The sequence below is a fragment of the Acinetobacter thutiue genome (genome assembly GCF_030385805.1).
In the GTDB taxonomy this organism is placed as follows: Bacteria; Pseudomonadota; Gammaproteobacteria; order Pseudomonadales; family Moraxellaceae; genus Acinetobacter; species Acinetobacter corruptisaponis.
This window is the reverse complement of the sequence record NZ_JAUDZE010000005.1, coordinates 148,322-171,320: the sequence shown is the minus strand read 5'-3', so window position 1 is coordinate 171,320 and position 22,999 is coordinate 148,322. Positions and strand designations below refer to the sequence as shown.

The following is a 22,999-nucleotide window of genomic DNA, read 5'->3' as shown; positions in this document are numbered from 1 at the left end:
ATTTATTAAATCAGAAAGGATGCCTTGCTAAAATTCTATGTGCCGCCTAATTACAATGAGTTTGAAAACATCGTTGCAACGTAGGTGGATCGTGGTCGAGTGAATAAATAAAAAGGGCAAATGTCATATACATTCGCCCTTTTCAAAAAGAATGACATGGATGTCGTGATTAGAAGAATCCAGCTGGTTTGGTTGAGTAGCTGACTAAAAGATTCTTGGTTTGTTGATAATGGTCTAACATCATGCGATGGTTTTCACGACCAATACCTGACTTCTTATAACCACCGAATGCCGCATGTGCAGGATAAATATGGTAACAGTTGGTCCATATACGGCCTGCTTCAACAGCACGGCCCGCACGATATGAGGTATGCGCCGAACGAGACCAGACCCCAGCACCTAAACCATAAATGGTTTCATTGGCAATTTGAATCGCTTCATCAAAGTCTTTAAAGGTCGTGACTGACAGGACAGGGCCAAAGATTTCCTCCTGGAAAATTTGCATACTGTTATGCCCTTTGAAAACGGTTGGTTCGATATAAAAACCTTCACCCACTTCTTGTCTGGCGCTACCACCTGTAAGAAGTTCAGCACCTTCTTCACGGCCAGTACTGATGCAGCGTAAAATTTTCTCTTGTTGCTCTAGGGACGCCTGGGCACCAATCATGGTTTCAGTATCTAAAGGATGGCCAACCTTGATTCGTTTCACACGTTCAATGGCTTTTTCTAAAAATGCATCTGCAATGCTTTCCTGAACCAATGCACGAGATGGGCAGGTACACACTTCACCCTGGTTCAGTGCAAACATGGCAAAGCCTTCAAGTGCCTTGTCCAGAAAATCATCTTCCTTGTCCATAATATCTTCAAAGAAGATATTTGGAGACTTACCACCAAGTTCCAGCGTGACTGGAATAATGTTTTCTGTCGCATATTGCATAATCAACTGTCCAACCTGGGTTGAACCTGTAAATGCAATCTTGGCAATACGTGGGCTGGTTGCCAGTGGCCGACCCACTTCAGCACCATAACCATTAACCACATTGAGTACGCCTGCTGGTAAAAGGTCCTGGATGAGTTCAAGAACCAGTAAAATTCCGACTGGGGTTTGTTCGGCAGGTTTTAAAACCACACAGTTTCCTGCCGCAAGTGCGGGAGCAAGTTTCCATGCTGCCATTAAAATTGGGAAATTCCACGGAATGATCTGGCCCACGACACCCAATGGTTCATGAAAGTGATAGGCAATGGTATCGTCATCAATTTCTGAAATGCCGCCTTCCTGTGCACGGATACAACCTGCAAAATAACGGAAATGATCGATTGCCAGTGGAATGTCAGCTGCCAATGTTTCACGAACTGGCTTGCCATTATCCCAGGTTTCCGCAACCGCAAGCATTTCAAGGTTTGCCTCCATGCGATCGGCAATTTTGAGCAAGATATTTGAACGTACTGTTGGGGAGCTTTTATTCCATTCAGCCTTTGCTTTATGGGCTGCATCAAGTGCAAGTTCAATGTCTTCAACCGAGGAACGCGGGATTTTTGTAAATACTTTGCCATCGACAGGTGAAACGTTGTCGAAGTATTCTCCTCTGACAGGGGCTATCCATTCGCCACCAATAAAATTTTCATACTGTGATTTAAACTGGACTTTGGAATCTGGTTGATTCGGATCGATGTAACGCATATATATATTCCTTTGCTTATAATTGATCTTAAGCGTCTACAGCTTTGGTATAAGGTACTTTTGTACGCTATTTGACTAGGATATAAGGGTGAAGGTTGGAGAAAGGTTGGAAACCATGCTCAGACGTGAGGGATGCACAAATGTTTACAAAGCAAGAGCTCATACGGCAAAGACAGTCTATTGATCAGTTAAAGCAACAAAATAGTTTGTCTCCCCAAAGTGCTGAGAAGTTAGAGCAGAGTATCGCGAGTTCTTGGCAGCGATCAGTATTGTCCTCAATTCCAAAAGAGCGTTTGGCGGCACCTTTGCTCAACCACAATAAAAAAAATAAAACCAGTCTGGATAAGGCTTTAAATGCCTGTTCCAGTGAACTGGGCCATATTGCTGCACAATCCTCGATGGTGATCGCTGTTGGTGATGTGGGAAGTACGATTATATGGACTGCCTCAAGTACACAAATGCAAAGTGCCGCTGAAAAGGTACATTTCATTGCAGGTGGGCAGTGGGCAGAGGAGGTGGTTGGAACCAATGCTTTGGCTCTATCGCTAAAAACCCAACAATCCAGTTGTGTATTTTCCAATGAACACTATATGGAGTCCATCCATGACTGGGTCTGTTATGCAGCTCCAATTATTGATCCCTATTCCAAACAGGTATTGGGTGTGGTCGATTTATCAACCACGTGGAAAAAACACAACAGTTTAGGGGTTTTGGCGGCAGAACGTTGTGCCTCCATCATTCAAACCGCACTTATTGATCAGCAAAGACAACATTTATATATCCGTGCTTTTTCAACCCCACAAATCTTCTTTAATGGTAAGTCATTGGTTCTTACACCACGTCAAATTGAGATTTTGGCAATTTTGGTGCTTTGTCCAAATGGATTAAATTTAGAAAAATTACATCAAGCTCTATATGGTGAGCGTAAAGTCAGCATTGGCACATTAAAAGCTGAAATGTCACAACTCAGGGATATTCTGGGTGGGATGCTAGGTTCACGGCCCTATCGTTTATTGGCCGATGTGGAGGCTGATTTTCTTTTGGCTGAACAGGCGCTTGATTCTGGATATGTGGCTTCTGCGTTACAGGTATACAAAGGGGTATTTTTGGCTAAGACGGAAAGCCCTTTTTTATGCGCATGGCGGGATTGTCTGGAGTCGCGTTTAAGTGATGCAATCTTTAAAACCACAGAAACGGATTTGTTATTGAAGCATGTTGCTCACTTCCCCGAAGCAATAGATGCAGTTGAACGCCTGATGGAGTTATTGCCTTCAGATCATCCTGCGCATTTATCTTTGAATAAGTTTAAAGATATGTTTTGAAGCTTGTTTTTAGTATTCTGCGAAAAATTATCTTTGAAATTCTAATTTCAGTTTTATTTAATAATTAAATATATCAGTGTATTAATTCAATGGTTGTGTACTACGATCACAGTTTTTATAGGGATAAAAAAAGTGGGAATATCACCAGTTTGCTATTCCCACAAAAAAAGTAAGCCACTTCTCGGAGGCTGTGACTTACTTTTAACAGAACGATTAGAGTGCAGCTTTAAATATCTCCACAACCTGGGCATGAGTCGCTTTACGTGGGTTGGTCAGCATACATGCATCCTTTTGTGCATTTTCAGCCATGATTGCAAGATCTTCAGTTTTCACGCCGAGTTCATTCAAACCAGATGGAATACCGATTGAAGATGACAATTCCCGAATGGCGTCAATGGCTGTAAAAGCCGCTTCAGTTTCAGTAAATCCGTCAGTATTTACACCCATCAATTCTGCAATTTTTGCATAACGATTCTGACAGGCAATTAAGTTGAATTCACAGACATGGGGTAACAGTACCGCATTACATACACCATGCGGCAGATTATAGAAACCACCTAATTGATGTGCCATCGCATGAACATAACCGAGAGATGCATTGTTAAATGCCATACCTGCCAAGTACTGTGCATAACTCATGGCATCACGTGCTTCAATATTTTCGCCATTCGCAACAGCAGGGCGTAACCATTGACTAATCATGGCAATCGCCTTTTCTGCACATGCATCGGTAATTGGATTTGCTGCTGTGGAAACATAGGCTTCTACCGCATGTGTTAAAGCATCCATACCCGTTGCGGCAGTCAAGCCAGCAGGTTTGGCCACCATGAGTTTAGGATCGTCAATTGCAATCAGTGGGGTACAGCGCCAATCGACGATTGCCATTTTTACATGGGTGTCAGTGTTGGTAATGATACAGAAACGGGTCATTTCAGATGCTGTTCCCGCCGTTGTATTGATTGCAATCAACGGTGTCATGGGAACAGTGCTTTTATCAATGCCTTCATAATCACGGATATGTCCACCGCCAGCTGTTACCAGGCCGATTCCTTTGGCACAGTCATGTGAGGAACCACCGCCTAAAGAAACGATGAAATCGCAGCCATTGTCATTATAGGCCTGTACACCATGATGTACATTGATATCTGTTGGATTGGGTTCTGCACCAGCAAAGATATGGCTGTCTACGCCAACATCTTTTAAATATTCTGCAATGGTATTGGCTACACCAAATTTAAATAAGCCTTCGTCCGTTACAATCAAGGCTTTTTTCGCACCGAGGTTTTGAGCTTTAGTTCCAATTTCTTTGGCACAGCCAGGGCCAAAAAGTGACACGCAAGGGATATAAAAACCGTTTGTTTGATCTGCAATATTCTTAAAAGCCATGGAGTGATTCCTTCTTCCATAATCCATTGTTTGTTATTCAGTGATCTCATCACTGTAGGCCTAGTATGGGAGGGTTAAAATTTTTTCCCACCTACCAAAAACCTACCAATAAATAAATGAGGCGGCATTGGAAACAGGAGAAGTGGTTCGGATATCCAACACAACAGGGGATAGGGTTTTCTTGGAAACAGTTTAAAACTAGAGTTGATAAAAATAATATTATTAATAAAATCAGATACTAAATTTGGTTGTCATGAGCTGGATTGGGATGTATAAATTATTTATTCAATTGAGACAGATTAGAATATTGGTTATTTGATATGAACATTTAAAACATAACGATAAAAGTGCTGTTAATTGAATCTTTATATTGATTGAGTGGCAATGATGAGGAGCCAATAGCACCCCATCACACTTGAAGCTAAAAAGTCCCTTGTTTATAGGCAGGTGTAGCTTATTTCATAATACGCCACAGCGCCAACAAGCTACTCAATACAATTAAGACAATTGAGACAAACCACGGGGTAATAATGGCAATGGTCAGCAAAATCAACATGGTGCTGCCAAACATCCAGCTACGACGTTGCTGCTGCTGTATTTGCAAACGCATCTGCTGAATTTCTTTAAGCTGTTTGTCATGCCAGGTGGATTGATTCTTCAAGCCATTAAGACTGTCAATCAACAGGCTCGGTAAGTCCTGTGCGCCTAATAATAAATCAGGAATTTGCTGACCAATTTCCTTGAAATTTTTCACTGGATTCATATTGGCCTTGACCCATTCGGTGAGAATCGGTTTTGCCAGTTTCCAGATATCCAGTTGTGGGTAAAGGTCAGTACCCAGACCCTCAACATGAACCAGCGTTTTTAACAGCAACATGAGTTGTGGTGGAATTTCCAGATGGAAACGCCGTGCAATATCCATCACCTGAATCAGGATGCCTGCAAAATCCAGTTGATCCATCGGCTTGGACACCATAGGGCCAACGGTACGACGCATTTCACGTGCCAGTGCATCCTGATCGGTTCCTGGTGGAATCCAGCCTGCCTGATGCACAATCTGAATCAACTGCATAAAGTTGCTGTTCATCACGGCCAACAACATCCGTGCAACGGTCATCTGATCAGACTTGGACAGCTCACCCATAATGGCACAGTCCAGCGCAATAAAGCGTGGATTGCTTGGGTTAATGGTTTCGACAAAGACATTGCCAGGGTGCATGTCCGCATGGAAAAAGTTGTCACGGAACACTTGGGTAAAGAAAATGGTCAAACCTTTTTCTGCCAAGTCCGCACGATTCATACCTAAACGGTCAAAGGTCGCAATATCGGAAATCGGTACGCCCGTAATGCGTTCAGCGACCATCACGTCTTTACTGTCCATATAGACTTCAGGCACATACATCATGCTGGAACCTGTAAAGTAATGACGCATACGGCGGGTGTTGTCCGCTTCCAGACTCAGGTCAAGCTCATTTAAAATGATCTGACGGTAGTCCTGAATGATCTCGGACAGGTGCAGCGCACGGGCAGCTTCCAGACGGTTTTCCAGCCAGTCACCCAGCCATGCCAAAATTTCAAAGTCCTGAAGAATCTGGTTGCGAATATCAGGACGGGTGACTTTGACCACCACTTCACGGCCATCGTGTAATGCGGCGGTATGTACTTGTGCAATTGAGGCAGCGGCAAGTGGCTGTTCATCAAAACGGGCAAACAAGGTGCCAACATCTGCCTTGAGGGATTCCTGAATCCGCTGTTTGGCCAACTGGGTGTCGTAGGGCTTTACACGGTCTTGCAACAGCACCAGTTGCGATAAGAGTTCTGGTGGAATCAGGTCACGACGGGTAGACAGGAGTTGACCCAGCTTAATCGCCAAAGGCCCCATCTCTTCCAGTGCTTCCTTGAGTTTAAGCGGATTCTTTTTTTCACGGCTTGACCAAGCCGCAGGATGCATTTTAATCACACCCAAGGCATGTTGGGCTTTTACAGGTAATTCTTCCGCAGGAAATAAGGTGTCAAGGCGATAGTGTGCTGCAATGCGCCAAAGTTCAAATAACCGTCTAACATGCGGAATCATATAAAATCTTACCTAGTTTTGTGTGGGTTGCTGGTGTGAATGGAATTGGGCCTGTAATTGCTGGAATCTGGCTTCTAGACGGTCTATTTCCTGATTGAGCTGGCGGGTCTCCCGATTCAGGCCATCCATTTGCCAGCGTGGGGCAAATAAACCGCTATCTTCTTTTAATGCATCTTCAACAAAGAACAGGTGGCTTTGCAATGAGTGTTTCAGGTGTTTGGGTGCAAGCTGTATCTTACCCAGTTCATGCGCCAGCTGAGGACCAATCCACGGAGATAGATGTGCGGCAAGGTCGGGTTCTGCCTGCTGCATGATACGCTGGATATCCTGCAATAAATGATAGTCACCTTGCAGTGGAATATTGCCAATCTGGTCCATATCACTGAGCAGGAGTTTGGCTAATTCGACTACATTGGCGACATGCAGGGTGGCTGTGGCATCTGTAATTTTATTTTGAACATCATATGGACGCTGTTCAAATATTGATGGGCTTTGACTGTGTCCCGTCACGGTAGGTTCCAGACGAACTTTATTTTCATCAAAAAAAACATCAACCGAGAGCTGTGGATGATCGATCACAACCCGCAACAATTGACCTTGTAGCTGATTGAGCTGAATACGGGTAATCGCATCCAGATCAATCACCTGATGAATGATACGTTCGACTGCACCCAGTGCTAAAATCGACCACATATCCTAAGCCTTAAAGTTTGAATCCACGGTGAACAGCAACAATACCACCTGTCAGGTTGTGGTAGTCACAGCTTTGGAAGCCCGCATTTTCCATCATGCCTTTTAAGGTGCGCTGGTCTGGGTGCATACGGATGGATTCAGCAAGGTATTTATAGCTTTCAGAATCATTTGCAACCAGTTTGCCCATGATTGGCAGGGCCGTGAATGAGTAAAGATCGTAGAGCTTTGAAAATGGTTCAAACACAGGTTTGGAAAATTCGAGGATCAGTAAACGGCCACCTGGCTTAAGCACACGGTACATGGCTGCAAGTGCTGCATCCTTATCGGTCACATTACGCAAACCAAAACTGATGGTGACGAGGTCAAAACTATTGTCTGCAAATGGCTCTAGCGTTTCTGCATTGGCAAGCACAAAATCCACATTGGTACAACCCGCATCAATCAGGCGGTCACGGCCCACATTGAGCATGGACTCATTGATGTCTGAAAGCACCACATGACCATTCGGGCCAACTTCGCGGCTAAACACTTTAGCCAGGTCGCCTGTACCACCCGCGATATCCAGTACATGCTGTCCACGACGCACGCCTGACATGTTAATGGCAAAACGTTTCCATATACGATGAATACCAAATGACATCAGGTCATTCATGATGTCGTATTTGCTTGCCACTGAATGGAACACTTCCGCCACTTTCTGTGCTTTTTCATCGCTGCTGACAGTTTGATAGCCAAAATGGGTGGTTGCGCCAACATTGCCTGTATTGGCACCACGCGGCAGGTTGTATTTTGGTACGGAACCTGTTGGTGCTGAAGTCAAACCCTGTTGTAAAGATTGTTGTTGACCTTGTGGTGCTCCCTGCGGGAGCGGTGTGCTGAGGAAAGGACTGACTTTGTCTGAACCTGGGTTTTGCTCAACTTCTGGGGTGGGCTGTTGGTTTTCGTTAGACATTGTTTTCTCCTAAACTTTCGCTCTAGCGGCACGAATCAGCATGCATCATGACAGATTTTGTATTTTTTTACAGGGCTTAGCATATCATTGTTATGAATAATATACAGAAAGTCACTTTCCAAAAAGTGTTTTAATTTTTTATGTGAAGATGAAAAAAATCCCTCTTGGTAGAGGGATTGGAGTAGTCCAGCATTTAACTGCGGAAAGGATCTGGATGCCCTGAATGGACTTTCTCAATGATCTCGCGTTCTTTTGCGGTAAAGGTCTTAATAAATGCCGCCGCCGACTTCATTGGCTTCATGGCATCAAAACCTTCCTGAATAAACTCATACATGCCATCAAACTGGTGTTTATGCGCCACACCCTTACACATTTTAAACGCGGCATACATCATGGTGGAACGCATATATTTATCCAGCGTCACACCCAGTTCATCCAGCAAATCCAGTTGTTCATAACGTGCGTCATGCTGTTCCAGTTTAAGGAATGTCTGGCGCATGATTTCATCGGTTAATGGGGTGTCCAGTGGATAGTCCGCCAATATTTGCTTCGCAACCTGCTCATCAAGCTGGGTGGCCAGTACCGCCAGACTCACCGACTTGGTGCCTGTCTTGATGGCATTGGCAGGAATTAGGCCTTCTACTTTATGGGCAAACTTAAGCAGGCGTTCGATTTGTTTTGCGAGTGCGTCAAAATCAGGGCCACCATATAAACGTTTCAGGAAATATTGCGCCATGATCTGGTTTTCTGGCTGATTGAATAGTTCTTGATGGCTATGCCCAAGACGTTGTTTTATCCAGCTCTGGACGTCATGCAAACGTTGGGCAAGGGCTGGATCTGCATGATAGTTGAAAGCATTGTATTGTTGTAAAAGGTCATCAAATGCGGAGAGTTTAGACATAATCGGACTTAATTGAAGTAAACCATAAAATCATAGGGCGCATCATAACTGAGAACCATGACAGCATAAACCCTAAATGTCCAACAATCGGTCAGTATGTCCATGCACTCATTTTGTCTACAGAAACTGTACAAGGGGCTTTCTTGGTGCTGGGTCGATTTCACTATACTTATTTTTAATAATGAGCCGTTTAGAGCAAAACATGAGTACCCAACAACCAAAATTTGAATTACGTGATGAAGATGAGCTTTCGCTGGACCTGATAGAAGCCCAGTATGCATTGAAAGACAGTCGGGGCAAGAACAATGCGAAAAGTGTCCTGATCCTGGTTAGTGGCATTGAACTGGCGGGCAAGGGTGAGGCGGTCAAGCAGTTGCGTGAGTGGCTTGATCCACGTTACCTGAAAGTCAAAGCGGATGCCCCGAAGCTATTGACAAATAACCAGACATTTTGGCAATCCTATACACCTTTTATACCTGCCGAAGGGCAGATCGTGGTGATGTTTGGCAATTGGTACAGTGACTTGCTGGCAACAGCAATGCATGTGTCCAAGCCATTAAATGAGGCGTTGTTTGATGGATATGTTGAGCAAATGCGTGCGTTTGAACATGACCTGCAACATAACCATGTGCATGTGGTTAAGGTCTGGTTTGACCTGTCATGGAAATCATTGCAAAAACGGCTGGACCAGATTGATGCCTCGGAACAGCACTGGCATAAACTGCATGGTCTGGATTGGCGTAATAAGAAACAATACGATACCTTGCAGAACCTGAGCCACAGGTTCACGGATGACTGGTTTGTCATTAATGGGGAAGATGAAAAGTACCGCGACCAGTGCTTTGCACAATATGTTTTGCAAACGCTTCAGGAACTTCCTGATCACCAGACCAAAATTACTGAAAAATGGCAACAGGCAAAAATCCCGAAACAATTGCTGGAACCCTCCAAAGAGAGTTTGGTTAAAGATGATTATAAGGAAGAACTCAATAAACTGACTAAAAAAGTGGCTGATGCCCTGCGCTATGATGAACGCAAGGTCATTATTGCCTTTGAGGGAATGGATGCTGCGGGCAAGGGGGGCGCCATTAAGCGGATTGTGAAAAAGCTTGACCCGCGTGAATATGAAATTCATAGCATTGCGGCGCCTGAGCGCTATGAATTACGTCGCCCCTATTTATGGCGGTTTTGGACACGATTGAATGATGGCGGCAAGATCACGATTTTTGATCGGACCTGGTATGGACGTGTGCTGGTGGAACGTGTTGAGGGTTTTGCCTCAGTGGTTGAATGGCAACGTGCCTATGATGAGATTAACCGTTTTGAACAGAACCTTGTGGACAGCCAGACGGTGATTGTCAAAATCTGGCTGGCGATTAGCAAGGATGAGCAGGCCGTCCGTTTCAAGGAACGTGAACAAACCCCGCATAAGCGCTTTAAGATTACCGAGGAGGATTGGCGTAACCGTGATAAATGGAATGACTACCTTGAAGCCGCTGCGGATATGTTTGAACGTACCTCTACCGACTATGCGCCATGGCATGTGATTGCGACGGATGATAAGAATACGGCACGGATTGAAGTGTTAAAGGCGATTCTGGAACAGCTTAAGGCAGATTAATCTGCCTTATTCTATTATTACGCTACAATCGTACTACGGCTTTTTTGCTGAATCCGTTTTGCAAGTGTGTAGCAGTCCTGAATATGTGCTTCGGTGATTTTACGCATCATAAAATAGCCAAGACTGGCCGCCACCAGTTGCCCACCCAGCGGAATGAATTTAGTCACCTGTTTGGTGGCAATCTTTGTGAAAAAACCATTAAATGATTTTTTCATTGCAGTACGTGCCACCACAAAACCTGAGAACTCGAAGCCACGTTTACGCAGTTCATCCCAGTGAACTTTCTTGGTCTCTGGGTCATAAACGCTAATATGTTCAGGTGCCAGGCCAAAACGTGCGTTAATATCAGGTATGATCTGCGTGAGCATACCTAAATCAACCACCACATCGAAAAATGGAATGGGGACAATGGCCGCACCCGCAGAGTAGTAGGCGGTTTTTTTGGTACGTGCCAGACATTCATCACGGATTTGTTCCAGATTTAAACCTGGGTCAATTGAATCAGGAATTTTTTCAATTTTCATAAAGTTATACCTAAAGTCTATCCCTTGATCGTATATTCAACCGTATTGAATGGTGAATTTCAAAACAAATTTTTTATTTCATGCTGTGTTTAACGTGACATAGTTATATGAAGTTGTATAGTAGGGTCAGTTGATATTTCAGCCATGCCTTGCGTTATAGGCTAAAACCACACAAACAAGGCATGAAACGCAGGCAAGGGCGATCCCCTTGTCAAGTTTCATAACGAAGTTTGGGGCAGTTTTAGCGATAACCCTACGGGACAGGGACATTTTTTGCCGTTACTGCTTTATGCCTTATTCATTTAGAATGGCTAAATCTCATAAGTCATGCCTTGTACCGTCTAAAAATGTCCTCTGTCGCAAGCATCTGTGAAGTGTCAACTGACCCTAATGATTATGTACATTTTCATGTATCAAAATAGTCGTTTATTGATGAGGTTGTATTAACGGATGGGTATTCATGTTATTCAGAGTCAACGCCTTGATGTGTTATTGCAAGGTGTGATGGCCTCCATTACCCAACCCAGTGCCTCCCCGTTTCAGGTGTTTAAAACCCAGCATTTTATTGTGCCGAGTCCTGCCCAGGAGCAGTGGCTGACCCAGAAAATTGCCGAGCAGCAGGGTATGACCGCCAACTATCAATTTCACCAGAAAATTCGTGGTTTCCAGTGGTATGCCTATCAACAAGTGCTGGAGAATAAAGAACAGGTGCGCAAGGCCAATATTCCACGGCTGATCCTGAAATGGCGGATTTATCAGGCGCTCCAACCCTTTATTCAGGCAGAGCAAAATAGCCTTGCGCTAGAGCATCCGCTGTATTCGATTGTGCAACGGATTTATGACAGTGCCGACCAGTTGCAGCAGGGCACAGAAAAACAGCTTAAAAAACAGGGCATGTTGTACTGGGTGGCGGAGCAGGTTTCGCAACTGTTTAACAACTACATGCTTTATCGTGGCGATTGCCAACAGGGATGCAAGGGAAATTGTCGCTGTGCAGGCAACTGGCTGGCGGCATGGGGGCTAGATCATCCTCTGGATATTGAACGGTTAATCTCCCAAACTGACCAGCAAGTTTCCGCATTTAGCTTAAACCAGACCCAGCAACTGGAAGCCTGGCAGCGCTGGCTATGGCAAAACTATTTTCATGCCGACTTTGTGGAGATGCAAAGTATTGATGCCGATTTCTGGCGGGTTCTGGACAATCCACAGACCCGCCAGCGTGCATTGGCGCAGCTTCCAGATCAGGTGATTGTATTTACCCTGTTGGACTTGCCACCCAGCCAACTGCAATTCTTGCGTCGTCTAGGGCAGTATCTGGATGTGTTGATTTTGCACTATAACCCCTCGCAGGAATATTGGGCAGACAGTGTCGATCCACTGTGGAAGCAGCGTTATGACTTGGGCGTTAAGGAACGGTTTATTGCCAAAAATCCTAATGCCACCGATACTGAAATCCAGACCTTTTTTGAACAGTTCACCCTGTTTTTTAATTCTCAGGCGCGAGAATCCCGACATCCTTTATTGACTCGGTTGGGCAAACAGGCACGTGACCATTTCTCGCTGCTTTCTCAACTTGCCACAGGTGAGGAGGGGAAATGGGTCGATGCCTTTGTGGAGCAGTTTCCCGAAACCCTGCTGGGTAAGGTCCAGTCCGATATTTTTTATCTGGCTGAACCTAAAGCGGAACAATATGAGCTTGCACTCGATGATGATTCGATTCAGGTGCATGTCTGCCATTCCAGTTTGCGCCAGCTTGAGGTGTTAAAGGAACAGTTGATATATTGGTTGTCACAGCCTGATTCCGTTGCTCGCCGTCCCAGTGATGTGCTGGTGCTTGCACCCAATCTGGCTGAGCTTGAGCCATTAATCCGTAGTGTATTTCCTGCTGTCCCCAATGAGCATGAAGTGTTTCTGCCTGTCAAGATTGCAGGCGTGGCATCACTGGATGCCTTAAATGCATGGCGTGCGGTGTTGGGGCGTTTACAACTGACACAGGGACGCTTTGCCCATGATGATTTTGCCGACTGGCTCAATCTGTCAGCGACACAACAGCGTTATGGTCTGGATTATACCCAGGCACAACGGATGCTGGCCTTGTTGAGTGATGCAGGCTTTAAGCGTGGTCTGGATGCTGAACATTTAAAACAGAGCTTGAGTGCTGATGACCAGGACTATCGCTATAGCTTTAAATTTGCGCTGGATCGTCTGGCACTGGGAATTGCCGTGCCAGCGCATGTGCTGGTACAGGATATACTGAGCTATGCACAGGTACAGCCAGATGATTTTGAGCTGATTGGGATCTTGATCCAGATTTATCAGGATTTATCTCTCCGACGCAATTGGTTGATTGCGCATGAGTTGGGACAGCAGTCACCTGTTGAGGACTGGCTGAAAAAGCTCAAGGATGATATTCAGGAGTTTGAGCAAGCTGATATTGTTGCCCTAAAGGCCGTGCGTGAGATTGTACAGAAGCAGGAACGGATGCTGACTTTGGCAAGTTATTATGATGATGCTGAAACCCATTTGCGCCAGATTACACTGCCATTGCCTTATATCATTGAGGAAATTCAACGGACGCTGGAAAGCCAGTCGGCACAGGTTGAGCCAACAGGGCAAATCACCTTTAGCCAGATTGGACAGATTCGCCCGATTCCTTATCGCCTGATTGTGCTGCTTAATCTGGATACAGGTAAATTCCCCAATAGGGATGCGCATATTCCCTTTGACTTAATGGATGCGTTACGTCAGCAACTGGGTGACCGTTCTCGTTTAGAAGATGATCAGGGGGCTTTTCTGGATGCGGTGCTTTTGGCCGAGGAACAGCTCTGGCTGTTTTATAATGGCTTTGATGTCAATGATGGGGAGGTGCGTGAACCCTCCAGTATTTTGCAGGCCTTTCGGGATCATTTGGCGTTGATTGTAAAGCCCTCCCTCTCTAAATCTCTCCCTGAGGAAGAGACTGCATTTGATGACATCCCCCCACAACTTTATCCACTTTATCATATCCATCGGCTACAGCCTTTTGATCCACTGGGTTTTATGGCGGAACAGGGCCATGTCCGTTATCAGGACCACTGGTTTAATGTCGCATCGCAAATTCAGCAGGTCAAAGGGGAACGGCAGGCATGGGTGAATACCCGCTATCCTGTTGAACATGATGAGATGCTGATTCTAAATAGCCAGCAATGGATTCAGGATGTGGCGTTCCCAGCGCGTTTGTATTTAAAAACCTTGGGGGTGGAAAATTTAACGGCAACTGAACTGGTGGATCAAACTGAACCATTGTTGCTGGATGGTTTGGGGAAATATGCTATTCGCCATTTTCTACAGCAGCAGGATGAGCAGACCTCGGCTGGCATTTTGCAGGATCAGCTTCCTGTTGGAAAGGTACAGCACAGTGCATGGCAGCAAAGCCGCTTGGAGCAACAGCGCTTGCTTGAACGTTTACAGCAGTATGCGGCAGCCCCGACACCAACCACACAACGGGTCTGGCGTATCTCAAAACAACTGCAAATGGTCTGTGTCACGCCAAAACAGAATGTACAGGATTGGGTCAGTGTAGAAGCGTCGAGTGCGCGGGCTAAACGTTTTGTTAAGCTCTGGCTGGAATATTTGTTGTGGCTGGCTGTGCTGAACGATGACTCCGCTACAGAAAAACGCCGTATCGTGGTATTTAGTGACCAGACCGTGATTTGTGAGGGATTGGGTTCCGAACAGGCGAAACACTATTTAAACCACTGGTTGCGACTGTGGCAAGAGGCGCAGCAACAGCCTGTGGTCTTACCCGCAGCCTTGATTTTGAAGCCAATGGAAAAAGGTAAGTCCTGTGCATGGGTTGAGCAGGAGTCTCGATGGGTTCTGGTTGAAGACAGCCAAAAACAGGTTTTAAAAGACTGGAATGATACAGGTGATTTCTCTGGTTTTGACATGACTCAAAATGAAGCGTGTAAATTGCATCATGACTGGCAATTTATTCTGCAAGAACAAGATGCCACCGCCTTATTACAATATGCCTGTGATTATTATGCCTACGCTTTGTATCAACCTATTTTCGAATTTTTACGTGTGGAGTAAGACATGAACTCACAATATTCAGTGTCTTATCAACCGATTCGGGATATTCAGTTTGAGGGGCTGCACCTGATCGAAGCCTCGGCTGGAACAGGCAAAACTTATACCTTGTCCAGTTTGATGGTGCGGATTTTTCTGGAAAAATACTTGCCGAATCAGGTCATTGCCACCACTTTTACCCGTGCTGCCGCTGCCGAATTAAAAAGCCGTATCCGTTTGCGTCTGGTGGAGATTCAGCAGTATCTGGAACCGTTACGCAGCGTACTGGAAACTGATATTCACATGCAGGCAGAGCAGGAAGCTGATCCACTGAAACAGCATGTGTTAAAAACCTTTGCACCACGTATCGCCTATGCCTGTGAACGGCTAAAACTTGTGATTGACCAACTGGATGAGCTGTTTGTCGGGACACTGGATAGTTTTAGCCAGAAGCTGTTGCGCGAGTTTGCCTTTGAAAGTGGAAAGATTGAACGTGCCCAAATTACTGAGGATGCCAAGAGCTATACCCGCCAACTGATCCATGATGTGTTGCGCGAATGGATTCAGTCGCAGCCACAACAGGTGATTGATGCACTTTATAGCGTGGGCGGGCTAAAAAGTGTTGAGCATTTTATCGGCATGGTGGAAAGCTCGCTCAATTTTAGCTCGGCACAATTTAAGTTGCCTGACATGCCAGGGATTGAACTGGCGCAGTTACAGTATTGGCAACAACAGGCCACCCAGATCGACCTTGATACACTGGCAGATTATTTTCATCTAGATGGAGCCTATTATTCACATATTAATGGTACGACATTCCGTAATCATGCCTTTCATACCTTATTTACAGTGCATTGCCCAAGCTTATTGAACGCCTTAAAACAGCCTGAAAGCATCCAGATTTTTGATGCCTATTTTGCTGATGCGCGTGATGCGGTATTCAAGTTTCTGGATAGGCTGGACAATCAAAAGATTTTTAAAAAATGCCCTGCTGAAATCGCCGATGGCTTTTATCAGCATCCAACCCTATTACAACTACAGGCATTATTTCAGGCGATCCAGCAGACCCAGCAACAGTTTGAGCAGCTACAGGTTTATTTAAAGGCTTATTTGTGTGTTGAGGTAAAGAAGCGACTACCGCAAATCCTGCAACAAAAGGGTGAAACTACTTTTGCCCAGCAGATTAAAACCTTGTCAGATGCTTTAAAGGGAGAGCAGGGACAACATTTTGCGGTATTTGTACAGGCACGTTATCCATTGATTCTGGTGGATGAGTTTCAGGACACCAATCAGGATCAGGATGATATGCTGGCAAGCATCTGGCGGCATCCACAGCGTTACCAAAAAGGTTGCATGATTATGGTCGGAGACCGTAAACAGGCGATTTATGGCTTCCGTGGTGGCGACATGCTGACATTCCTGAATGCCTATCAGGATATTATGACCAAGCAGGGACGTGAATATAAATTGATCCACAACCACCGTTCGGTCAAAGAACTGGTTGAAGTGGTGGATGTGCTGTTTCAGCGGCAAATGGATTTTGGCGAGCAGGTGATCTATGACCCGATTCAGGCTGGTTCGCGTCCACATCCTGCCCTGATTGACAATGAAAAGCCTAATCCCGCGCCGTTGCGCTGGTTGCAACTGCAAGAGGGCAATGAGCAAGCTACTCAAGTCGCATGGAAAATTCAAAGCTTGCTGAATCAGGCACATTTACAGCAGCTATGCCTGGATGGTGAGGTACGCAAAGCCATTTGTGAAGATGATATTGCGGTGCTTTCCCGTAGCCACCGACAACTGGACGAGGTGCAGTATGTACTGGAACACTTGGGAATCCGTGTCAATCGCCCCTCAAAGCGCAGTGTGTTTGATTCAAAGATTGCTCAGGATATAGGCGCTTTACTCACGGCCTTGCTGCATCCCTATGATGAGGCCAAGTTAAAGCGTGCCTTGCTGAGTCGACTGTTTGGATTTGATTTAACTCGACTGTTGGCACTGGAACAAAGTCCAGAGGGCTTGAGCCATTATATTCAGCAATTCGATGACATCCGTGAGATGTGGCTGAATCAGGGATTTCTGGTGGCATGGCAACGTTGTCTGAATCAGTTTGGTATCTGGCAGCAACTAGTTGCAACGCAAAGCAAGGACAATGAACGGGCAGTGGTCAATCTGCGCCATCTCACTGATATCCTGAGCCAGCACAGCGAGCATGTGCAGGGGGCACAAAACCTCTATCACTGGTATTTAAAGCAGCTCAATTCCCCCAGTGACCGTGAATGGGAGCTGGAGCATAAGCTTTCCAGTGAAGCTGGGGTGCAGTTGATGACCATCCACCAGTCCAAGGGTCTGGAATTTAAAATCGTCTTTTTGCTTGGAGCAAATAAAGCAGCACCAGACTCAAAAAAAGAGGCTTTAAATTTCTCAACCACAGAAATCCAGCTGCCAGAAACAGGGCAAACACGAACACAGCGTGTGGTGGCGATTGCGGATAAAAACTTTCTGCAACAGAATGAGCTGGATCAGCACCAGCAACGGGCGCAGGCTGAGCAGAACCGTTTGTGGTATGTGGCGCTGACTCGTGCCAGTCATCGGGTCTATGCGGTGTTCGAACCTGAAAAGGGCGATAAGAACAAACTTTCAGGATTGGCATTCTGGAAAAATCAGGGTGGGGCATTCCAGCATCCACACTGTCTGGATGAAGCTCTGGTTTTGGAACGGCCGCAGGCATTGCACCGCCAGCAAACCCAACAAAGAATTCCACTTTCCGCACAGCCTTTACCTATGCAGCGTTTTTATGCACGGGGCAAGACCAGCTTCAGTTATCTGGCACAGCATTTAAGACACAAGGCTAGTCATGCGGATCGTCTGGCCAATATTGAGCAGAACTTTGATCAGGCTGAAGATGAGCTAAACGTTATACTGACAGCATCTGCGCCTGTTTCCCAACCAATCGCGTGGATTAAGCAGTATTTTCCGAAAGGAACACTGGCTGGAAATTTCCTGCATGAGATTTTTGAGCAGATTGATTTTCAGCGACCTGAAACATGGGTTGAGGAAATTCGCCGCCGTTTTAAGAATACCTATCAAGGCTTATGGTTTGACTTGCTGGATCAATACCAGAATCATTTTCCAGCACAGGAAAACTCAGAGCAGCAACTATACCAATGGATCGCGGCATGGCTGGGTGAGGTATTGGCCACGCCACTGAATCAGGGTTTTCAATTAAAACAATTGCTGACAGGACAATATCTGTCGGAATGTCCATTTTATCTGGCCTTGTCGGATCGTGTGCTGGCCATGCAGCGCGTACAGCAACTGTTCACAGAATATGGCATCAGCATGCCTGAATTGCTGGAGGCGAAATCTGCCCGCTACTTGAATGGTTCAATCGACTTGGTCTATTTCGATGGTCAGCGTTATCACATTGCCGATTATAAAAGTAACTATCTGGGCGCTGAACAGGCAGATTACCAGCCCAGCCAGATTGCGGACAGTATGTCGCTGTCGAGCTATTGGTTACAGGCGGCCTTGTATCTGGTGGCACTGCACCGCTACCTAAGCGTGAAACTACAGAATTACCAGATTGAGCAGCATCTGGGTGGGGCATCCTATCTGTATTTGCGTGGCATGAATGGACAGGCGCAGCAGGGCTGTCTGTACTGGAAACCTGATGATGAATTTATCTTGCGTCTGGATGCCATCCTTGGATACTTCTCTGAGGATAAAATGGGCAAACCAATGTAGATAAAAGTGATGAATTTAGATTAAACAACAGTTTATCATGTGGATAAATGTGTTTATAACCTTGTGGACAAGCGTGTGGGTAAGTTTGAGGATAACTCTGTGGACAAACAAGTAAATGATCAGTCAGCAACGGCAGGCTGGCTTGAGATGTGGAGTAACTACCTCACACAGGCACCATTTTCCCAATCGGCTCAGGCAGATGGTGCAGCGCAAATCTTACAGCAACTGATTGAGGCCAGCCTGCAAGGCGACAGTTGTGTTGAGGCAAATCCAGCACAGCTTGAGGCACTGGGTGATCTGGTGGTTTGCAGCGATGTTGCAGGCACTCAGGTTGCCCCATGCGTCCACGATCAGCAGGGCTTGGCATTATACCGATATTGGCAACTGGAACAACGCCTAGCTGATCAGATTTGTCGATTAAAGCGACAAACGATTCAGTTGGTCGATACGGCACCTTATCAGCACTTGCTCAGCGATGAACATCAGCAGGCCGCCCTTAAAATGGTGATGCAGCAATGGCTGGGTATCATTACAGGTGGGCCAGGAACAGGCAAAACCTATACGCTGGCGCGTATTATCGCGGTACTGAACCAGATGATTCCTGACCTGCGCATTGCGATGGCGGCACCCACAGGCAAGGCAGCCCAGCGTATGCAGGAGGCTTTGCAGCATTCATTAAATGATCCAAAACTGCTTGAGTCGGGATTGGTCACCGATGAACTGCGCCACCAAAGCACCCAGACCCTGCATCGGTTGTTGGGTATGGGTAATCGGCAGATCCCGCGTTTTCACCAAAAGCAGCCTTTGCCCTATGATGTGATAGTGGTGGATGAAGCCTCCATGCTGGACTTGAATCTGGCAACCCTGTTGTTTGAAGCGGTGCCTGAAAACTGCCGCATTATTTTACTGGGGGATGCCAATCAGCTTGCTTCTGTGGATGTGGGTTCTGTACTGGCAGACTTGCAGCAGGTGAAGGGCTTGGCTGAAAACCGTGTCCAGTTGCAAAAAAGCCGCCGTTTTGCGGGTGAGGCAAAAATTGGACAGCTGGCAAGATTTATTCAGGCCCAGCAGGAGCCAACACAACATGCTCAGGTACTGACCAGACTGGAACAGGAGATTGCTGCGCCTACCAGCTTGCAACCCATTGCATTATCCAAAGAGATGCCAGATTTTATTCAACTGGAATATTTGCCCAAGTATGGTGAGTTCGAAATTGAACCCTATCAACAAAAGCTGATGTATGGATTTCAGGGCTATGTTGAGGCACTGCAACACTATGTGCAGGCGGATGAACCAGAACCGCATATCCAGCAGGTGATACAGGCATTTGATGATTATCGAATTTTAACCGCCGTTCGACATGGTCAACTGGGATTGCAGCAACTGAACCGCTATGCTGAACAGTGGCTCAACCAGCAGCTTAAACAGATTGCGGTGGGCGACTGGTATGTGGGCCGCCCCGTGATGATGACCTACAATGACTATCAGCTTGGAATTTCCAATGGAGACATTGGCATTTGTTTTAAACATAGAAGCCAATCTCAGCAGTTTGAGGTGTATTTTCCAAGTCTGGATAAATGGATTGCTGCACATCGCTTACCTCGGAACATGCAAACTGCATTTGCGCTCACCATTCACAAGTCACAGGGCTCTGAATTTACCCATACCGCGATTGTTCTGGATGCTCCCGCAGAGAAATTACTGAGTCAGGAACTGATTTATACCGCGGTAACACGCGCCAAAAAAGTGGTCAGTATTCTGGCCGATTCAGGCACCTTGCAACAGGCGCTTACAATTCGAACAGTTCGCCGCAGTGGTTTAGTACAAAAGATCAATTTTGCTGGATTATAAACTTATTCTTTAAAATTCACTGTTTTGTAAGAAAAAGCTTACAAGGATTCGAGATATTGTCGCTAGAGCAAGCTGAGTGTTTTTGAGATTATGTACACACAAAGAGCCTAGCACGGAAAGCTAGGTAAATCGCAAAACGATAATAAGAAAGTCTAAAAGACAGCGAACTTACAGTGAGGTAAGTGATAAAAGAGGAAACTTACAGCCGCTAAGCCTTGTAGTTTTGGGAGAGACTACAGGGCTTTTTTATTTTTATCCATATTGAATGAATAACATTATGATAAATATTGGTTTTATTTTAACCAATATCGTTTGGACCATACTTAATCAATTATTGTGATAGCTCATTTGCACTGTTTTGTGTATAGACATTTATCTGTTGAAAAATAACGGCATCATCTGAGAGTAAAATATTGTTGTCTAACAATTTTTCTGGATTGTTAAGTTAAATGTTATACAGAACCGTACGTTTTTGCTTACAAAGAGATGAGAAAAATGCTATTTTTCTCCATAATTAATTTTGACAGAATAGTAAGTATAGAGGGAAGAAGATGTAACCAAAGGAAACATAAAAATCATAATATTGTGGAACGTTCAGAGGGTCTGAATGAAAAAATAACAAGCAATAAAGAATAAAAATAAATCAAAACTAGAATAATAAAAACTACGCGCAGAGGCCCAAGCGAAAACTTGGGCTTTTTTGTGCGTAGTTGTTTTTCAACTGATTAAACCAGATCATTTTCGCTACGGTCAGTGGCAAATAATGAGCGGCGCTGGTTTTTCGGGATTTTTGGACAGTTGCTTGAGATCTGGTACAAAGTTTTTGCCAGTGCGGGCAAGTGGGTACCAACCACAGATTTTCCTGTGGTGAGTAATGACACACTGATGTCACGCTCTGGATCGGCCCAGCATAAAATATTTGAGAAGCCAATATGTCCAAACGCCTGTCCCGTCATTGGGCCAAACAAGCCAATAGGGTTACTGCCTAGCATTGGCCCTAGAGCATAACGCATCGGCGCAAGTAAACTACGGTCAATACTGACGCCAGAGGTCGGTAAGGTGGAACGGAAAACGGTTTTGGCACTCATGACCTGTTTGCCCTGATACTCACCGCCGCTGAGCAACATTTCAAAAAAACGTCCTGACTGCTCTGCACTGGTGTAGATGTTGCCAGCAGGGCAGATGGTGTCCATGAAACGTGTGTCATTGGTAATGTCGACAGCCGTTTGTAGTCCAGCACCCAGCACATGCTCTAAATAACGATCAGTACCCAAACTTGGATGCATGCCAGTGGCATAGTTCAGTGCAACATCCGCACGGTACTCAGGTTTTAGGCCATAGTTGAAATAATCCAGACCCATTGGCTTTTCAATATGCTCAGCCAAATATTCACGCACACTTTGTCCTGTGACACGTTTTACCACCTCACCCAGAATATAGCCTGCGGTCACGGCATGATAGGCAAGATGGGTGCCTGATGGTGAAACGGGCTTGGCTGCACACAGACGCTTTAAAATCTCTTTCTCATCAAACAGCAGTTCAGGGGTGACCTCACCCTCAATCCGTGGAATTCCACCGCGATGTGATAACAGGTGGAACAGGGTGGCACGACGTTTGCCATTGACCCCGTATTCAGGTATGTAATAGCTAATTGGATCAAGCAGGTTTAGGTCACCACGCTCATCCAGCATATGCACCAGCATTGCCGTGACCATTTTAGAGGCTGAGAACAGGCAAACGGGGGTATCTGGTGTGCCGATCTTGGCATCTGTCGCCAGACCATCGGGAGAGTTGCCCTGAGCATAACCAATACTACGGTTCAGCAGGATTTGTCCCTGTCTACGTAGACATAAGGTAATTAAAGGATAGTTCCCCGTTTTATAAAGACATTCAACACTATCCCAAATCTTCTGGACCTGCTTTTCCGTCATGCCGCCCAATTCAGCTGCAACTTCATCTTTGGAACGAATGACTTGATTGAGGTCATCTGGTACATAACAGGTATTGGTGGATAAGATTTTCACGATTCCCTCGCTAATTTTTCGTTTTCTTTCATTTCTGTTACAAACTGAAAACAGAATTGGTAAATAGTTTGCCTGTTTTTCTGACAATTGTCATTGTCTAAATGACGAAATAAAAACATTTTTGCAATATAGCCATAGATCACTTAAAATAGGCGACTTGCTGTAGTGATGCACGG

Annotated in this window: 13 protein-coding genes; 5 read left to right on the top strand and 8 right to left on the bottom strand. The window is 45.5% G+C overall.

Going from position 1 to position 22,999, the window contains the following annotated elements:
- Window positions 1-169 precede the first annotated feature (169 nt).
- Window positions 170-1,681, bottom strand: coding sequence for an acetaldehyde dehydrogenase ExaC (gene exaC / locus QTA56_RS12375; protein ID WP_267981243.1), 1,512 nt, complete (start codon window positions 1,679-1,681; stop codon window positions 170-172).
- 140 nt (window positions 1,682-1,821) lie between these two features.
- Between exaC and QTA56_RS12370 the strand changes: the two genes are divergently transcribed.
- Window positions 1,822-3,003 carry a helix-turn-helix domain-containing protein gene (locus tag QTA56_RS12370; protein ID WP_267981242.1) on the top strand — a complete coding sequence of 394 codons (1,182 nt, stop codon included), beginning with the start codon at window positions 1,822-1,824 and terminating at the stop codon, window positions 3,001-3,003.
- Window positions 3,004-3,216: 213 nt separating this feature from the next.
- Here the strand turns inward: QTA56_RS12370 and mdh are convergent, their stop codons facing one another.
- The 5 genes from mdh to QTA56_RS12345 all read right to left on the bottom strand — a co-directional run bounded on the left by mdh (window position 3,217) and on the right by QTA56_RS12345 (window position 9,009).
- A complete protein-coding gene (gene mdh / locus QTA56_RS12365; RefSeq protein WP_267981241.1) occupies window positions 3,217-4,389 on the bottom strand; it encodes an iron-dependent methanol dehydrogenase in 1,173 nt (390 codons plus the stop codon).
- A gap of 454 nt (window positions 4,390-4,843) precedes the next feature.
- Window positions 4,844-6,463, bottom strand: coding sequence for an ABC1 kinase family protein (locus QTA56_RS12360; RefSeq protein WP_267981240.1), 1,620 nt, complete (start codon window positions 6,461-6,463; stop codon window positions 4,844-4,846).
- A 12-nt stretch (window positions 6,464-6,475) separates the two neighbouring features.
- Window positions 6,476-7,156 carry a ubiquinone biosynthesis accessory factor UbiJ gene (locus tag QTA56_RS12355; protein WP_267981239.1) on the bottom strand — a complete coding sequence of 227 codons (681 nt, stop codon included), beginning with the start codon at window positions 7,154-7,156 and terminating at the stop codon, window positions 6,476-6,478.
- Window positions 7,157-7,166: 10 nt separating this feature from the next.
- Window positions 7,167-8,108 (bottom strand): bifunctional demethylmenaquinone methyltransferase/2-methoxy-6-polyprenyl-1,4-benzoquinol methylase UbiE, encoded by a 942-nt coding sequence (gene ubiE, locus QTA56_RS12350; RefSeq protein ID WP_267981238.1) that lies wholly within the window; start codon window positions 8,106-8,108, stop codon window positions 7,167-7,169.
- Between the two features lie 193 nt (window positions 8,109-8,301).
- Window positions 8,302-9,009: a DUF8198 family protein gene (locus tag QTA56_RS12345; RefSeq protein ID WP_267981237.1), complete on the bottom strand. Its 708-nt coding sequence runs from the start codon at window positions 9,007-9,009 to the stop codon at window positions 8,302-8,304.
- Window positions 9,010-9,211: 202 nt separating this feature from the next.
- Here QTA56_RS12345 and pap point away from each other — a divergent pair, with 202 nt between their 5' ends.
- Window positions 9,212-10,630, top strand: a complete 1,419-nt coding sequence (pap, locus tag QTA56_RS12340; RefSeq protein ID WP_267981236.1) for a polyphosphate:AMP phosphotransferase — start codon at window positions 9,212-9,214, stop codon at window positions 10,628-10,630.
- A 17-nt stretch (window positions 10,631-10,647) separates the two neighbouring features.
- Here pap and QTA56_RS12335 read toward each other — a convergent pair whose 3' ends face one another.
- On the bottom strand, window positions 10,648-11,154 hold the full coding sequence (locus tag QTA56_RS12335; protein WP_267981235.1) for a hypothetical protein: 507 nt from the start codon (window positions 11,152-11,154) through the stop codon (window positions 10,648-10,650).
- 450 nt (window positions 11,155-11,604) lie between these two features.
- Here QTA56_RS12335 and QTA56_RS12330 point away from each other — a divergent pair, with 450 nt between their 5' ends.
- The 3 genes from QTA56_RS12330 to recD all read left to right on the top strand — a co-directional run bounded on the left by QTA56_RS12330 (window position 11,605) and on the right by recD (window position 20,799).
- Window positions 11,605-15,228 carry an exodeoxyribonuclease V subunit gamma gene (locus QTA56_RS12330; protein ID WP_267981234.1) on the top strand — a complete coding sequence of 1,208 codons (3,624 nt, stop codon included), beginning with the start codon at window positions 11,605-11,607 and terminating at the stop codon, window positions 15,226-15,228.
- 3 nt (window positions 15,229-15,231) lie between these two features.
- The gene (locus QTA56_RS12325) at window positions 15,232-18,948 is read left to right on the top strand and encodes a UvrD-helicase domain-containing protein (RefSeq protein ID WP_267981233.1); all 3,717 of its coding nucleotides are present in this window, start codon (window positions 15,232-15,234) and stop codon (window positions 18,946-18,948) included.
- A gap of 99 nt (window positions 18,949-19,047) precedes the next feature.
- Window positions 19,048-20,799 carry an exodeoxyribonuclease V subunit alpha gene (gene recD / locus QTA56_RS12320; protein ID WP_267981232.1) on the top strand — a complete coding sequence of 584 codons (1,752 nt, stop codon included), beginning with the start codon at window positions 19,048-19,050 and terminating at the stop codon, window positions 20,797-20,799.
- Window positions 20,800-21,524: 725 nt separating this feature from the next.
- On the opposite strand, the gene QTA56_RS12315 is transcribed toward recD, so the two are convergent.
- A complete protein-coding gene (locus QTA56_RS12315) occupies window positions 21,525-22,823 on the bottom strand; it encodes a serine hydrolase domain-containing protein (RefSeq protein ID WP_267981231.1) in 1,299 nt (432 codons plus the stop codon).
- Window positions 22,824-22,999 lie beyond the last annotated feature (176 nt).